An 18,699-nucleotide genomic window follows, 5' to 3' on the forward strand; every position below is an offset into this window, starting at 1 on the left:
TTTACAACTGCTCTTTAAAAGAAGTTTTTAGTATTCTAGATTAATTTTAATCCACACTCTATCATCTCTGAATGACTTAAGAAAATAACTCGCTCTAAATTAATCTCAAAATTTACATCCCTTAATTCCCAAAAAATTATCAATATCTAAACTTTTTGAAGTCTTTAATATAAATTTATTTGATCATTTCGGTTAGAAAAAGTGAAGTGAAGAAAATTAGGAAGTGTTTGCAGAATCGTTCTCTTGCTATTCTAGACCCACTTTTAGGTCTAGAAGCAAAATTGTGGTTTTACTGCTCTTGCTCTGTTTCTTGAACTTTTTTTATCTCTTCTTTATCTTTCAATTTAAGAGGAGTAATCTCTTGAGACTTAGGCAATGAATTAACCTTATCTCCAAAGCTAAATCTAGCTCCAACATTGGCTTGATAATCTGTATTTCTACTTCCACCAAAGCTTTTTTCAGCATCAAGATATACTCTCCACTGATCTGTGAGGATAAGGCTTGTCCCTACATTAAGCACCACTTTAGTATCATTGCCAATACTTGTTCTAGCCTCTGTAATCCCATCATAAAGTCTTACAGAATTTTTTTCGCTTACAAATTCATTGACAAGACTTGTTCCAAACCTAAAATCAGCTCCAAATCCACTCTGTGTTTTTAAAGAATAACCTTGGACTACCCCTACTCTTGCATTTAATGCGGTTGTAGTTTTGAGCTCACCTGTAATGTGTCTTCCGCCAATCATCCCCATATCAATATCTTTAACTCCAAAAATAAGCCCTCCAATTAGCTCTGCCTGAGATTCAAAATAAAAGTTAGACTCACCCATATAAACTCTATATCCCACTTCAACCCCCAAAGAAAGTGCGTGATTTCCAAAGCTAGATTCTGAACTTCCAGAAGGAGTAAGCTTCTGATCAGTATAAAGATACTTTGCAATCGTATCCACATACAATCCATCATCCGCAATATGAGAGTTATACACCGCAACACTATAAGTGTTTGCCTTACCACTATATTGCTTTCCATTGATATCTACAATTGAAGTAGAGAATGCTGCACCTGTATAGTTTTTGGACCCAATGGCAGCCGTAGCATAATCATATCCTAGTTGAATGTTGGTATAGAGATTTTGGCTCCCCTCTCCACTATCGCGCCCATTAAATACCCTAATCCAAGCACCCTGATTATAGTCATTATCCCTAAGATCTCCCATACGCTTATTGAGATTATTTGTTTCAATCATTAACATACGATAGGGGTTAGAGACAAGGAAACCACTCTCATCAACTAACTCTTGATTGATTCGGGTATCAAATCCTGAGAGAACCCAACGGTGAGAATCTGAAGAGCTTACAGCACTCTCATCTTCTACTTTTTCCCAAGAGCCCAATTCTCCATTTGCATTTACTTGGTGCTCCAAAGTCGTCATAACGTAGCTAAGACCCTCTTTTCTCTCAGCTCCTTTAATCTCTCCATAAGAGCTATCAGCTGCAACCAAAACAATAGCATTATCCCCCGTAGTATCAAAATTTCCAGAAGTAATACTTGCATCTTGCGCTGTAATATACAAAGTTCCAGAACCAATAACACTAGCTTTGATCTTATCGCTCATTGACTTGGACTGATCTTCTTGGTCAATCATTGTTCCAAGCAGAACTTGCCCGCCATCACTGCTAAGGGTTCCAACCTCAAGAACTCTCAAATCTTTATTGACCTGAACTTCTTGTTCGCTTTGTGCTGCCAAAGAAGTTTGCATTCTTTTAGCAGAAGCAAGATCAAGATTAAAACTACTTCCTTCATTGCTCAAAGAAAGATTCATTACCCTTGAGTTATCTGTCACAATCCATTTAGCTTGATTGTTAAATGCAAAGGAATTAGAGTAATCTTCTTGATCTACCTCATTTCTACTTTTTGCAAGCTTGAGTGACCCAATAAGAGAGAGATTGCCATTTTCAAAACCTCTAATCACAGAAGCACCGTATTTCACACTCGAATTGGCATATGGGATCGCTTGAACAAAATCAATATCAAGGTTGATACTACCTCCAGAAAGAGCTGAGAAATCATAGATTGAGGCATTTCCTCCATCCATAATTTTGACATGATTGCTTCCTTGTGCAAACTTGAGATCTTTCTCTAGATTTCCAGAAAGTGTCCCGCGATAAACCACATCATCAAACACGAGTTTGGCCCCTCCTTGTTCAGAAGCATCAACATCAATATTTCCAGTGATCTGCGTTCCACCTGCAAATACAAAAGTTCCAAAATTTGCCCTATCTGTTGTGAGATTTTTCTCTTGAGATTTTTGGAGTTTTACACCTTGCAAGAATCCATCACTCAACTCCCCTACAGCATAGAATGTATAGCGAGATTCTTTGCTTCCTCCAGAGATCTTTAAGCTTTCAAAAGCACGATTTCCTTGTCCATCTTGAATGGATTTTTCACCGATAAACACAATATCTTTATGAGCACTTCCTTTGATTTCAAGAGAAGTTCCAGATCTCCTTACCCCATTGCTTGCTTTAAAGATTGCATAACCAGAGATTCCCGTATTCTCTCCTGTGATATTGGCTACTTCATTTTTGCCATTATGTTTGATTTTGAAAGTGTGCTCACCACTCTCATCAAATCCATCTACATAAGAAATATCTTCTGTAGAGTTAAAGACGATATCTACAGAATTTCCTGCTTTATTTGTATTTATAGCTTGTGAAGCATTTGAAAGGTCATACCAAGCTAAATCTTCATTGATACTTCCCTCAACGCTCACCCCTCTAAGTCCTAGATAACCTCTAACATTGCTGCCAATAACATCATTATTGCCATTTCTGCCACTATTTGACTTAAGGGCTGCATTGATCGCACTTCTTAGATTTACTCCATCACTTAAAGAAATTGTGCTAGATCCAATATTTGTAAAGATATAGCGAGAGTTGTGACTTGAATTATTGACAGCATCTGCACTTCCATTGTTAAGGCTTTGATTGTTTGCTCCATTATGAAAATCAAAGATAAGGAATTGATCGATTCCCTCACCTCCACCCCAAGAAGATTTTTGATTTCTCAAATCACCTGCATCAATAAAGCCTACTTGCGCAAAATTTCTCTCACCCACCACATAAGTATCCACAAGAGTAACCTTACTCTTTCCAAAGACTGTAAGACCCACGCCAGATACATCAGTGTTTTCCGTGCTGTCTGATCCTAAGACTGAGTTGATATATTTCCCATCAAGGTCTCCACCACTAATAATTGTATAGGAGTATTTTCCACTTCCTTGAGCTGTATTTGCCGGCAAGAAAGAAAGATCAATGCTTTGACCCTTATTATTGGCAGAGGCTCCATTTTCTTGGATTGCAAGATTTAGATTTTCAGTTTTTACAGAATCTTTACCGATTAAAATGATATTCGTCTGCTTCTGTGTTGTTCCAAGAGCATATTTTCCCTCTCCTTGTTTGCTACCACTGCTATTTGCAAGGTTAGATTTTGTCATTTGATGCGTGTTTGTGAAATCAAGATTGATTCCTAGTCCTGTCTCTGCACTTGTATAGTGATAATCAATGTATTGCTTAGCAATCTCTGTAAGATTTTGAATACTTGATGGCTCATCTAGAGTATTTCCTGTGCCCATTTTTGCATTGAAAAATAAGGTCGTAGAAGATGTCTCTGCGATACTTAAACCACCTGTTCTGCCATCTGCACCTCCATTGCCTACACCCCCACTTGCCTGAACTGCAATTTGCCCGCTTATATTGGAGTTATAAACAATCGTCTTTCCGCCTGCAAACTTTACAAGATCAAGTGCGACAGTCGTATGATCAAAATCAAATCTTGAATTTACATTCCCCCCAATCAGTTGAGCATATTTATAGCCAGATCCTGCAGTCGGGTTTGAAACAGGAGTTAAAGAAACATTGCCTCTATCATCAACTTTAATCTGATTCCAATCACTAGCTTGTGTTGATGGCGTAGAGAGATTGCCATCAGCCTTTGTATATTGGTAGAACTCTGCACTCGCTCCACTTCCTTTGACAATGACTTTTCCATCAAAGCTATGAGAGTCTTCTCCAATAAACTTCATCGTCGCTGCGACTGTGTCTTCTAAAGCAATATTTCCATAAGCTTTTGATTCCATTGTTTTAAGAATCGATTCGCTAAGTGCTCCACCTGCATTGGTTGTAGCATATTGAGCAAGAGTTGCTTTGAGGGCTTCATCACCACTATTAGCATCAATATATCGCTCTCCTATAATGCTTGTTTTAGGAGTTTGAGTTCCATTAATAAACACTGCATCAATTGTAGAGTTATTTTGACCTTTTTCTACTTCTGCCCCATCTGACTTTCTCACAGAAAGGTTAAAAGTATCTGTTCCTCTCAGAGTGATAACATCTTGAATATTTGCATTTTTTCCAAGATTAGCATGCTCTCCATTGTTTGTATTATCAAAAATCACATTGCCACTTTTAACCAAGCCATTGTAAAAGCCAAAGGTGATTTTTCCATTGGTTCCATCAATTTTTGCATTCCCTCCACTCATCCCGAATGAATCTTTGCCAATAAACGTCATCTTTGCATTTTTAAGGATTAGGTTCTTGACATTATTTCCTGAATTTGTTGTCTTAAGCTCTCCTGTGAGAGAAGATTCATTGATTTTGTCATCTGTAGTCAGTTCTGAAAGCTTAAGAGTTGTCTTTTCTTCTCTAGCCTTTGTTGTCTCTGTTCCTGCCCCTTTTGCAAAGGTATAATTTTGGAATCTATCTCCCGCACTACCCTCAGACCAAAAAGCAGAAGTAATCTTAAGATTGGTTCCTCTAAAGTTCCAATCTCCACCACTTCCCCAGTCATTTGTATTTGGAGTGCCTTCACTCTCCAAACTCTTTAGCTCAACAGTAATGTTTGAATCAAGATTAATGAAAGTAAAATCTCTTCTTGTCCCTGAAGTTTTTGTGCTTGAGTTGATGATAAGAGTTTTACTCTCCCCATCTGTGGTTTTTGCATCTTTAAGAGTGATAGATGCACCATTGGCGACATTGAGGAACACATCACCAGAGAGCGCAAAAGCCTTAGAGATTCCATCAAAGTTGATATTTGCTGCTTTTATATCAAATGCACCATCTAAGATTACACTGCCTTGGGTGTTATCAAGATTGAGATTTGTCCATGCACTTTGTGCACCACTGCTAGAAATAGTCTTTCCAACCACTCCTATACCTGTGCCCTCGCTATGAGCTAGAACGATATTTGATCCTGTCGCATTGCTTGCATCAATGAGCAAGTTTATATCTTGAAGTCTTCCATCATAGCCTAGTTTTCTTGCAGTCTCTTTATCTAGGAGTGCATTTTCTTGGATTGAGATATTCATCTCCCCTCTACCGGATAAGATTCCATAGGTTTTGTTTTCCTCAGTGAAAGCTACATTAATCGCTCCTGCTGTTGCATCCCTACCTGCAGAAGCAAGATCATCACTCTGAACAAAATCTCCCACAAATCCAAGAGAACCTGCAGAGATAGAAAGTGAGCTATCTTTGGAAACTTCACGCGTTGGAATTCCAAATGAAGGGAGAGAAGCTTTTGCTTTTAAAATAGTGGGATTATTAAAAACAACTGTTCCTATATAGCCATTAGAGCTCTCTGCTGAGAGATTAAATCTAGCATTGTTTGCAAGACTAGTTGAGAGGACATTGCTCACACCCTCTTTGGTCTCACCCACAAGAGAACCCGCATCATGAAAACTTAAAGACAATCCCAAAGGCTTGCTTTCATCGCCCAAACTTCCTGCCTGCTTAGCAGATCCCAAAGTGATTGAATGTGCTATAAGAGAAGATTTATAGAGTTCTTCTTCAAGACCACTCATTCCCCTTCCACTTTCTCTTTGATCAAAAGAAAGATTGAGATTGTAGTCATTTTCTACAATCGCATTGCCCGCTCCACTTGCATCGATACTTGTGCCCTGTAAGACTAGCTCTGTGCCTGAGAGGATATAGGTTTTTTGATCTCCTTGCTTGTTGCTAGTATTAAAATCACTTCCATCAATTTTCGCACTTGCAAGTTGAACAAACCCTGTTGCGCTTGCGATTCCCTTAAGGATTGTGCTTGTGGTGATTTTGACATCTCTTGAGCCCTCTTGATTAGCCAATGTAATCTTGGGAGCATTTTGGAAAGTAAGGATTGAGTTGGCCTCGCTACTGTATTCCGGAGCAACTTTGTAACCTGCTTGGATATGATGAGTTTTTAGGTTTTCATTCGCAGCTGTTGTTCCTGTGAAATCAAAAGTAAGCACCTTTTGGCTCAAAACAGGAGTACTGCCACCAGTAGCCTCTCTCACATCAGAAGTGAGGATATTCCCAGCGATCCCTTCTTTGCCTTGACGATAATCCAAGACTGCATAATCCCCTCGGAAATCGCTCTTAAGCTGTGTATTATCTAGAAGAATAATTGCATCTGTATTGGCAATTTGATCTCCATTTAGATATCCAGAGTTTTTAAACTTAATCACCGAATCAGAAGTGAGTCCTGTGATCTTACCTTGATACACTTGGTATTGACCAAAGCCTAAATTCTCTTTGCCCTGCATCGCATCTGTGTAATCAAACAAAAGGTGATAAATCGTTTTTTCGCCCTTTTGTCCAATATTCACATTCGAAGCTTTCGCTCCATTAAACTCACTACTTGCGCCACCATTGCTACCATTTTTGATCTCTACACCTTCTCCTAGAGTTCTTGTTCCAGTGAAGATGGCATTGATCGTGATACCTTCTCCTGTGATGGCTGCTCTAGTAGATTGTTGATCTGAGCTACCCGCATCATAAAGCGTAAGAGTTTTTTGAGTTGTATTTCTTGCATCTAATCCACTGCTGCTACTTACTTCTTTCAATTCAATACTTGTGCTCCCGACTAGATTGATCGTCCCCCTACCTTGTTGTCCAGAACTACTAGCATTTACAAGATTTGCGACTTTGAGCTCTCCTGCATCAATAAAAGTCAATGTCGAGCCTGTAGAGTCTCCAAGTTTGGTAGATTCTCTTGCAAGAATTCCATCATCATCAAATCCATGAGATCGCTCACCAACAAAAACAATCTCTTGGTTTGCACCCTTAAGGGCGATAGTTGATCCACCTGCAAGAGTGAAGCTTGAGCTTGAAGAGGTATCCAAATCTTTGATAGAACCAAGAGCTGAGTAATCTTGGTTTGCGAGATTTCCAAAGGTATCTATATCACCAAAATATTGTCCATTGGAGCTCAAGCTCTCAAGAGTATGTGCATTTGCAATTTCTTCTTTGCTGACAAATACAAGTTGATCAAAACTCACATCATCACTAAAATTTGTTTGGTATTTTCCAGTGCCGTTATAGCTCTCATTACTTCCATTTCCAAACATATTGCTTAGTGTTCCACTGATTTGCATATCCTCATTGCCATGAGAAAGGTCAAAAGCGATCGTTCCTTTGATGTTTTGAATAGATGAAGTGTCATTTCCAGCATTTAAATTACTATCTCGGAAAGTAACGACTGAAGAAGCTGATCCGCCCTTAAAGACAGCACTATCACTTAGACTTTGAGAACCATCTCCCACAAAGAGGACATTAAAGCTTGCATTTTTAAAATCCACTCCACCATCTAATTTGCTTTCTGCAACTTTGAGAATAGAATCTTTTAGGGCACCATTTGCGTTGGTCGTCGCTAGATCCCTATACTTGTCTGCATTGACATATTTAATACTTTCCTCACCAAAAGTAGCGGGGGCATTGCTTTCTTTTATAAATGTCATATTAAAATTGACATTGACGACATCGTTACCAGCAACAAGACTATTGCCATTTGTAAGATTCGTTCCTTCTAAGATAACTTTTACCTTTTGGGACTTGCTATCTTTATTTGTTGTTAGATATTGAATTTTTTGTGAATCTATACTTCCAGCATTTGCAAAAGCCATAGAGGAATCGCGTCTAAAGGGGTTGTTATTGTCATTACCAAGACCGCTAAAATCATGAGAATCTTTTCCAACAAAAGTGAGATTGTAACCTGAATTAGCCGTATTGAATCGTTTTAGCTTTCCTTGAGATTCTGCGATGTAGTTTCCATCATATACGCCATTTTCATATTTTCCTGAATGCCCATTATTTGAGCCCTCTTCTGTGATTTTATAATAACCACTACCCTCTTTATCATTCCTCTCAACTGTCGTTTCAACATTATCTCCCTTGGCAAAAACCATATTGAAACTTTCACTCTCAAGTTGTCCCCCAAGAAGATCACCTTGAACATCTAAACTTGTTCCTCTAAGATCAAAAGAATGGGCTGTTTTTGAAGACCAAGCATTTTGATTTGTGTTTTTAAAAACAAGTTGAGCGCCTGTATTGATCAATTCAATTTTTCCCGAATATCCATTATCGACAGAAACTTTGATAGTTGGGAGTGTTGCAGCATCAGCGCTCATTTCTTTTGAAGATTTTTGAATTCTTCCATGAACAACTAGATTATCATCTCCAGCAAGCTTGAGACCCATTTCATCGATTTTAAGCGTTCTTCCATCTCTAAAATCAAGATTTACCTTGACATTCTCATTTGCATAGAGCTTATCAGCTTCAAGATTTGTTTTTGTAAAAACAAGATCTCCACTTCTAAGATAGTTTGCATTATCCATCTCCACAGTGAGCTTCAATGTTTTTGGAGAGACAGAATCTTGAGCAGTCAAATCATTATAAGAGAAGATTCCTCCTGAATCACCTCCAAAGTTCTCTTTATTGAATTTGATTGTAGCTTCCTCTCCCTCGATGCTATCCCCCCTCATCACAATCTTATGTCCCTTATTGTTATTTAGACTCAGATCAATCGTTCCTTTGAGTTTGCTATCCTCGATCGTAACTCCCTCAATCTCCCCCAAACCTGTTCCAAATGCAAAATCATAGACATAATCATCAAAACCAATGTTTGTAGCATCAAGACTTGTTCCTCTAAGGGAAAGAGTAGTAGAGGTTTTTGAAAGTTCTGAAATATCCGTCACCAAATCTTTTCTAGCTTGAGCTTCGCCCTCTGCAGAATCTTTGCCATAACTATTTCCAAGATTGTTTCCGCTAGGGCTATTGAAATTTGTAAGTCCTGCGCCCCGTATTGCATCAATAAGGGTTTTGCTTGCTGTCTTTTTTTCTAAGCTTACAGTGAGCATCCCATCATTGGCTGAAATGCTCCCATCACTATCGGCTTTCTTGAGATTGAGCATCGTATAAGTTGCCTTATCGGAATCACTCTGACTATCTGCCGAATCTGTCATTACTGTATTCCTCAATTCAGTAACATTTGCTTTTGTAGCATCTCCTACCACTGCACCTGCATATTTTTCTTTTTTTGTATTACCCGTAAAATTAAACGTGATATTTTTGCTTCCAGAGCCTACGATATTAGCATTACCCTCTTCTGTTTCTGATCTTAGCCCATTGCGATTTTCAGAGAAATCAAGAATAATGCTAACATCTTTATTTTTTACTCCCAAATCCCCACGGAAAGCAGTGTTAAATAGGACTAAATCCCCTTTTGCATCCTCAACTTGAGACCTATTGATATATCCAGCATTGGCAAAGTAGTATTTGCTATCTTCTGTTCCACCTAGGATCATTCCGCCGTAGCCCTGTTTGTCTCCACCAAAGACATAGCCTTGATTTTCCCCTGTTCCATTTGCAAAGATAAAGCCAATCTTCTTTTTGACACCATCGCTAGCTTTTCCAATATTTCCTGTGGAAGTTCTCTCATCTACTCCATTGACTCCATCAATGGTTGAAGTACTTCCACTGCTAAGTTTATAATTTACCCCACCAGAATTAGCAGCGATCTCATCTTTAGTGATATACCCATCATTGTTTGCATCATTCCAAATAGCATTTCCAAACATCGCTCCCATTGCCAAACCATTGAGATCATTGTTAGAACCTACGATATTTTCTTTTGTGGCAAAAAGAGCATTTCCATTGTCACTGACTTTGATATTTGTTTTTTGAAAGAGGAGAGTTCCATTGAGATGCCCGCTTTGTCCATTTTGTGCTTCTACTTTGATTTTGATTCCTGCATTTTCAAGTTTTTTATAAAGAGAATTGCCATTATTATCAAGACTGCTTAAATCAAGCTCATTTGAACCCTTTTGCTGAAATCCACTCATCACATACACAGAATCTGCATTTCCTCCACTGATGGTGAATTGCTTACCTTCAGCACCGCTTTTGGCATTATTTCTAAAATCAAAGGTCAAGAGATTTTTTCCACTTCCTAGGAAACCTTTACTACCATCACTTCCTCCCTTGATAGTTGTTGTAGAGTCTGCAGATACATTAAAGCTACCGACTATATCTCCTCTGAAGCTTTGATCTACAATATTATTGTTTCCATCTCCAAAAGTTCTCCCAGCAGTGTTTGTGAAAACAATGGTGCTGTTGGTGCCTCCGCCACCATTTGTTTGAAACGATTGATTGCTCCAGCTCCCGCCCTTAATACTTCCTTTAAAATCAGATTGATTAAAAAGATATGAGCTATGAGCATCATTGGTAATATTAAGATCCCCTTCTAGAGAAGAATTAACGAGGATAATCTTTGAGTTTTTTGGGCTTCTAATATCATAAACGCTTCCTGTCCATGTGGCGTGATCAAGAGATACGACAGAACTATCTTTACTATCATTAAAATCAAGAATAGCGTTCCCCTTCCAGAATGCTCCATTGCCAAAAGTTAAATTTACAGAAGAAATTGTTGAATCATTCTGTCCAGTAATCGCCAAATCACCTATGAGATAGCTAGAAGGATTGGAAAAATTAATATAGCTTTTAGAACCTTTGTCGCTTTCTGGATACATAGGATTAAAATTAAAATAGAGTGATCCATTTTCAATTTGTATCACATTGTTTGTGTCATACACACTTCCATCTTCTCTTGCATTGATATATACTTCTGTCTCATAGGAGAATACTGCTAGAGCATTGGCTTTTGTTGTTCTTGCGTTAGAATCAGAAGAGAAGATCATATTGATACCTGTCATTTTGTCATCAAGTCTCACACCAAGATTTTTATTGATTTTTAAAACATTATTCCATGCATTGTGAAAAGTCCCATTAATCCACCCTAAGGAAAAAACACCAGAACCAATGTTGTAATTTTTTTGAGAATGTAGATCAATATAAAGATTGACATCAAATGTCGCATGCGAATCTCTCCAGAAGTAAAAAACACCGCGTTTTGTGCTTCCAAGACTCTTAGAAAGATCGAGATCAACAAACAGATTTCCGCCGCCGCCGATGACATAATCTTTCCTACCAAACGTCAAAAACAAAGTATCAAAATCATCGGCTTGCCCTTCTGTTGGGGTTAGAATATAACGAACTGTAGCTCCGCTAGCAATATTGGTAGTTTGCTGCTGAAGTGTTGGACTATCGCCAAAGCTAGTAGCTTTAATAGCAATGTTGCTATCTACATTTGACTGCCAAACCTTATCTATATCCTTTTCTTCGATACTCTTTTCTGTATAGCTTAAAGAATTTAGCTTTTCAAATGTTTGTCCTAATTTACTCTTTGCATTACTTCTCAAATCCGCAACAGGAGAATATCCCTCAAGAATTCGATTCTTTAGAGTTTGATTATCCTTCTCTTGTTGTTCTAAGACTTTTTTCAGATTATCCACCGCTTCATCTGCAATAGCAAGACTATGAAGCAATGAGCTCAACCCTAATGCCATCAAAGATGTAAAAGATTTTTCTTTAAAGGGCCCATTCTCCCCATTAGCAGAATTTATGATTTTCTTTTTCATGAGCCTTCTCCATATTTATTTTGTTGTTTATTTGTTTTCTAGTACATATTATAGAAAGTTAATTATATTTAAAAACTATTGAATTATCTTATAGCAAGTTTACAATTATTACTTTTGATAGAACAAAAAACACACAAAATCTCTAGGTCATTTTGGGCTAAATTGGGGATTTAAAGGTTTTGCTTGGTAGAGAATACAAAGTCATTTTAGAGGACGTATTATGACAATTAGAAAATGATCATAAGATTAATCTAATGTTCCAAAAAACCCAATAGACAAAGCTATTTAATTAATTCTCATTTTAAAAAACAAATCTACAATCCTAGGAAATTTCACAGAACAACTGATATTCAAAATAATCGATTTAATAAAACACAAATCAATCCACCCCTTTTTTAAAGCCTACAATAGCCTACTTCGTCACGATACTAAAACTCAAATCTAAAATTTCCTTATGTGATGCAATAAAATCATTGAGTTCATCAAGGCTAAGATCTTGGATTTTTTGCAATTCTTGCTTTTGGTAATCAAGACTCAATCCCAAAAAATAATTTGAAAATGCTGTGCCTAAGCGCTGACTTAATGTCTCATTGCGCAATGGCTCACTCCCTAAGAGAAACTTTTTGGCTCCATCAAGTTCTTCTTGCGTTGCACCATTTTTGACAAAGCCTTCAACGACTTTTTTGACAAGTTTGATACTTTGATCTTGATTGGCGATTTTTGTTTGAAGGTATCCACTTGCATAAGTTGCAAGCTTAGAAAGATTGACACGCATATAAGCCGAATATGCAAGACCATTTTTTACCCTAATCTCTTCCATCATTCTTGATCCAAACCCACTTGCCCCAAGAATAAAACTCATCACCTTGGCTTTATAAGCTTCATTTTTATAATCTTTCAAAACAAAAGGTGAGCCAAAATAAATATAAGCTTGCTCTGTAGGCTTATATTGCGTTTTGCTTTGAGCTTCTGCATTGGCATCATAATGCCTTGCTTGGCTTTTTTGACCGATAGGAAGTTTTTCTAAAATCTTAACAAGCCTCTCAAGTGTCAAATCAATCTCAAGATCTCCGCCTACGACAATGTTGAGATTTGAGACAGACAAAGAACGATCTAAATAATCTTTAATCTGTTTTAAAGAGATAGCTTGGATTGACCTTGGATTCCCGCGAGAGGGATATTGCAATGGGGTATTTTTAAATAGCATTTGTGATAATCCAATGCTTGCAAGATAGTCATAATCGTTTTCTTTTGCCAGCAATGAGGCTGTAGCTGTTTGCTTCACCTTATTTAGTGCCTTTTCTGTAAGATTTGGAGACTGCAAAAGCATTGCAAGCAATTTTAGGGCTTCTTCTTCCTGATCTTTCAAAAAAGAAAGGTCAATTTCAAGAAACTCTTGAGAGCTAGATGCATACAAAGAAATCGCCTTTTCTTCCAAAAGAGAGGCAAATTTCACTCCACCAAACTCCTTTGTCCCCTCATTTAAAAGCAAAGAAGAAAGATAGGAAAGTCCTTGAATACCCTCATTATATGCGCTTCCTGATCCAGAAAAGACAAGTTGGACTGCCCCAGTAGGAATAATAGAACTTTTCTCATAAATCACTGGGATTTTGATTCCATTGATCTGAATCGTTTTAAGATTTGCACCGAGCATAATTCCTCCTAACACAAACATAAATAAAATCAAGCTTCTCATACATATTCCTCCAAAATCTCATAAGCTGTATTGCGCTTAGCGGGGATAAAGCCAAGATCTTTGATAAGAGCAATCATCTCTTGTGTATTCATACGATGACTGACCCCAGCACTTGAAACGACATTTTCCTCCATCATAACACTTCCTAGATCATTGGCTCCAAAAAGCAAAGCGAGTTGTCCAATATGTCTTCCCTGCGTCACCCAAGAGCTTTGGATATTTTTGACATTATCCAAAAAGAGTCTTGAGGTTGCCAAGATTCTCAAATAGCGGTTTGAACTTGCCGAAAACAAATGAGGAAATTCGTGATGCAGTGGAGTATATTTTGGTTGAAAACTCCATGCAATAAATGCTCGAAATCCTCCATATTCATCTTGCAAATTACGAATATGAGTAAGATGCTCAATAATATCTTCATCTTTTTCGACACTGCCAAACATCATCGTTGCTGTTGTTTTCATTCCGATTTTATGAGCTTCACGATGCACTTCTAGCCACTCATTGACAGAAAGCTTTTTGGGAGCAATCACATCTCTAACGCGATCGCTCAATATCTCAGCACCTGCCCCAGGGATGGAACTAAGTCCAGCACTTTGAAGACGCATAAGCACTTCTGAAATAGGGATTTGGGAAATTTTGGCGATGTAATTAATCTCAATAGCTGAAAATCCATGGATGGTGATCTTGGGATATTTTTTGTGAATATGGGATACTAAGTCTTCATACCATTCTATCTTTAGCTTAGGATGCACTCCCCCTTGAAACAGAATCTGAGTCCCGCCAATCTCAATCAATTCATCAATTTTTGCATCAATTTCCTCAAAACTTAAAATATAAGTTCCCTCTTCATTCACTCTTCTTTTAAAGGCACAAAATTTACAATCCACCCAACAAATATTGGTGTAATTAATATTGCGATCAATGATAAAAGTCGTAATATCTTGAGGATGGAGGCTTTTTCTTACTTCGTTGGCCATTTTTCCCAATGTCTTAAGAGGAAAATGTTGCAATACTTCTAAAGCTTCTTTTTCACTATAGCGTTTCATTAGAATCTTGTCCCCATTGTAAATTCAAAGTTTGAGGTTTTATCTCCAGGTTGAGGCTTGATCGCCCAAGGAAAGACAAGCACGATAGGCCCAATAGGAGAAACCCATTCAATTGCAAGTCCAGCAGATTGACGCACAATAGGCTTATCGCTCAACACATAAGGATAAGGAAAATTTCTCTTGTGATTTCCAATAATCCCAAAATCATAAAAAGCAGAAACCCTCATCTGCAATGATTCCAAAAGCCCATAGCTCAATTCAATCGAGTTTGTAAACATATAATTTCCACCCACATATAAACCATCGAATCCCACAGGAGCAGGAGAGAGAGAGCCACTCTGATACCCTCTAACCGTGCTAATCCCACCCATAGAGAAGAGATTGTTAATAGGAGTATATCCCTCTTCAAACACATATCCCGCTTGAGCCTTGTATCGCGCAATCAAATCAATAGGCATCCATTTTTTGAGATGATGATAAATCGCAAACTTTCCATAGAGCTTTGTGTAATTTTCATCTCCTCCAAGCCCTGCATATTCAACATAAGTAGAGGCGATGATTCCATTTTGTGGGAAGTAATAATTATCTGTATTATCAAAACTCAAACTTGGGGTAAGAGAGATTTTCCAAGGATTAGGATTGGTAAAAATCGTGCGATAGAAGCTCTCTGTCCCTCCTGCAAAGTCTGTGATGTTGGTGCGCCCTACCCCAAAGGCCAAAGAAAATCTTAAAGTATTGGTCAAAAGTCGTCCAACAGAGGTTGTAAATCCAGTATTGGTCTCTGTGTAATTCCAATCCACATAAGAGCTTCTAAAAACCTCAAATGAAAAGCTAAAGCGACTATCAAAGATTCTAGGATTTGTCAGTCCGATATTATACATTTGACGAGTTTTGGAAATATCCATATAGACTTGACCGCTATTTCCTGTTCCAAAGAGATTTCTCTCTCTCACAGAGGCATTCACAGTGATTTTGTCATAGCTTCCATACCCCAAGCCAAACATCAATTCACCCGTCCTAGTCTCTACAACGCTCACCAAAAGATCCATTGAATCTTCACTGATGCGTCTTGTGTCGATTTTGACAGATTCAAAAAATCCCAATCTTCTCAATGCATTTTCAGATTCTCTAACACTTGTGAGATTATATAAATCCCCCGGTGCAAGCAAGATCTCACGCCTTATAATGCGATCACTTGTGCGAGTATTCCCCGAAATAATCACATCATTAATATAAACCTTCTTCCCTACACTGACATAGTAAATCACCTTTACTTCGCCATCACTTTTGTCCAAATCAGGATTGACATTGGCAAAGGGATAGCCAATATCAGCAACTTTTGTTTTAATCAAATCCATATCTGCTCTGAGATTTTGCACATCAAAATACTCTCCCTTTTTGAGTTTGAGCCCAAAGTAAAGTTGATCTTCAGGAATCACAGGAGTTTCTAAGACAATCTCAATATCAGAAACTTTATAACGCGTCCCCTCTGTGATCTTATAGAAAAGTTTTGCATTGTAATCATTAAAATTTACACTCAAAAATGGAGAGGAAATTTGAGCATCCAAAAATCCTTTTCGCATATAAGCATCTTGGATTCTCAAAGGATCGTATTCCAACTCACTTAAGTGAAGTTTTCCATCATTCAATCCCCACATCCACCCCATAAAATCTCGTTCTTTGTTGGCACTCAATGCCTCAATATCTTTGACAGATAGCTCTTTTCTTCCCTCATAGACTGCCTTTCGGATAATGATCTCATTCCCTTGGTTGATATTGACTGTTAAGTTATAGGCATTGCTCTGTGCAATAGGTTCAGATTGGAATTCAATCACACTCCCATAATATCCCTTTTGTTCCAAGACTGCTTTGATCGTTTGCTTGGATTTTTCAAGCTTGATCGCATCAAACATATCCCCACGCTTGAGCCCCAATTGCTCAATCAAAGCGGTTCGATCCGACTCATTCCCATAGCCTTTGATTTCTATACTTCCTATTCTTGGCTTTTCTTTGAAGTAAAAATTCAGCACACCCGAATCAAAGCTCACCCAAATATCTTCAAAATACCCTTGATCATAAAACGACCGAATCGCTCGATCTAATGCTTTATAATCCAGTTTTTCTCCGGTAGAAATACCTGAGATTTCATTTGCAATGACTTCAGAGATATAGACGATATTGTGGTATTTGACTGCTTTGACAATATCGCCCTTTTGAGACTTTGAAATCTTTGGGGGGATAAGGGCAGTCTCTGCAAAGATTATGCCTACCATCAAGAAAAAAAGAAGTATTTTTTTCAATCACATTTCCTAAAAATTATATTTTACGATTCAAACAAAAAGGAGCAATTATATCTATATTTTGATTTGGAGTTCCTTTGCTTTTTGCAGGATTTGGAGGTCTTGAGCAGGGTCAAAAAACACAAATTCATCTCCGCTTTGATTTTTGCCCTCAAGCAAATCTCCAGATTTCCTATAACGCAAATCAAGCTCGGCAATTTCAAATCCATTTTTTGTCCTTACAAATTCATCCAAGCGCCTAGAGTGCTCCTGATGAGTAAATAAAAAACAATATCCCTTCAGCCCATTGCGACTCACCCTCCCACGCAATTGATGAAGTGTCGCAAACCCCATTCTCTCAGCACCCACAATCACAATCGTGCTTAAACGCGGAAGAGAGATTCCCACCTCAATCACCGTTGTGCTCAATAAAATCGCCCCCTTATCCCTAAACTCCTCAATCACCTCATCTTTATTCTTATCCCCTCCGCTTGTGCTATATACCCTCTCAAAATGCTTGCACCAATACTCTTGCGCTTTTTTTAGAGGCATATAAGAAAAATTCTCGCTCTCTTCTACCAAAGGATAAACGATCGCGACTTGATGATCTTGTGCGATCTCTGATCGGATATGATCTAACAAAGCAGGAAAATCTTTTTTTCTAAACACTTGTGTTGAAATATCTTTTTTAAAAGGAGTATCTAGAATAAATGTATGAGCAATGAGTTCTGATTGCAACATCGCCATTGTCCTAGGGATAGGAGTGGCTGAGAATTGCAAGATATGGGGCTTCTTCCCTCCTTTGCTTGCAAATTTTTCTAATGTATGGCGTTGCATCGTCCCAAATCGATGTTGCTCATCTGTCATCACAAGAGCAAAATCACTGAGATTTTCATTTTTATAAAGCAATGCTTGAGTGCCAATCACAAAATCAAACCCCAAAAAATTCTGCTCCTTGCTTTCACTTGTAAATAGTCCCACTGAAAGCGATGGGGGAAGAAATTTTAGAGCTTCTTGATAAAGTTGTTGTGCTAAGATTGTCGTAGGTGCCATCAAAATCGACTTATAGGGATACACCATCATCACACTTGCCAAAATCACAATCGTTTTGCCACACCCCACATCTCCCATCACAATCCTCTTGCAAGCAATAGGACTCTTGAGATCTTTAGAAATTTCTGCAATTGCCTGATTCTGTCCCTGAGTCAATACAAAAGGAAGAGAAGAGATAAAATGTGCATAATCACCATGGCATTGAAATTTTGAGGGAAAGAGCTTCTTTTTTTTACGCATTTTATGAAGATGAAAACAAATTTCAAGCATTTTAAAAATTTCCAAAGTTTTTGGAGGTAATCCTTTGTATTTTTCAAATTGCACAAAAAACTCAAAAGATGGATAAAACACCTGCATCACCTCCTCAATCACTGCCTTGGGCAATAGCATCTTTTCTAGATTCTCTTGAGTAAGATATTCTTTGATGAGCTTACGCATCTGTGAATTTTTGGCTTTATTTCTAGAAAAGACAGGAATAATCTCACCAAATTCTTTCACAATCTTTGGCTGAATCATCTCATAACCAAATCTTTTTTGAAGCATCCCATAAACATAAACTATCTTTCCGATAGAAAAAAGAATCAAATGAAAAGGCTTGGGGTGAAAAATCGTAACCTCAAGGGTTTGATCAAAATCTAAAATCAATGCTCTAATTTTCAATACTTTATGCGTCTTTTGATGCTCAATGGGCTGTATCCTCAAAACCCCCCAAGTCGCATTTTTAAGCTCAGAAATCAAAACTAGATTTTGATAATCTATGGGCGGATGAAGCAATATCTCAGTTAAGATTTTTGAAAAGCTATTCTCCAGATTCTCTTTCATTATATTTACATCTTT

The 18,699-nt window shown here is 37.9% G+C and carries 5 protein-coding genes; all 5 read right to left on the reverse strand.

All coding sequences use genetic code 11. From position 1 onward, the window contains the following. Window positions 1-289: 289 nt before the first annotated feature. The gene (locus LW137_RS05620) at window positions 290-11,788 is read right to left on the reverse strand and encodes a hypothetical protein (protein ID WP_233034061.1); all 11,499 of its coding nucleotides are present in this window, start codon (window positions 11,786-11,788) and stop codon (window positions 290-292) included. A gap of 412 nt (window positions 11,789-12,200) precedes the next feature. Next, window positions 12,201-13,484 (reverse strand): M16 family metallopeptidase, encoded by a 1,284-nt coding sequence (locus LW137_RS05625; protein WP_233034063.1) that lies wholly within the window; start codon window positions 13,482-13,484, stop codon window positions 12,201-12,203. Further along, on the reverse strand, window positions 13,481-14,530 hold the full coding sequence (locus tag LW137_RS05630) for a dehypoxanthine futalosine cyclase (RefSeq protein ID WP_233034064.1): 1,050 nt from the start codon (window positions 14,528-14,530) through the stop codon (window positions 13,481-13,483). Before LW137_RS05630 ends, LW137_RS05625 begins: the two co-directional genes overlap by 4 nt. After that, on the reverse strand, window positions 14,530-16,830 hold the full coding sequence (bamA, locus tag LW137_RS05635) for an outer membrane protein assembly factor BamA (protein WP_233034066.1): 2,301 nt from the start codon (window positions 16,828-16,830) through the stop codon (window positions 14,530-14,532). The genes LW137_RS05630 and bamA overlap by 1 nt, the downstream gene beginning before the upstream one ends. A 54-nt stretch (window positions 16,831-16,884) precedes the next feature. Further along, entirely contained in the window at window positions 16,885-18,684 is a 1,800-nt protein-coding gene (gene recG / locus LW137_RS05640; protein WP_233034068.1) for an ATP-dependent DNA helicase RecG, read from the reverse strand. Window positions 18,685-18,699 lie beyond the last annotated feature (15 nt).

The organism is Helicobacter kayseriensis (assembly GCF_021300655.1).
GTDB lineage: Bacteria > Campylobacterota > Campylobacteria > Campylobacterales > Helicobacteraceae > Helicobacter_G > Helicobacter_G kayseriensis.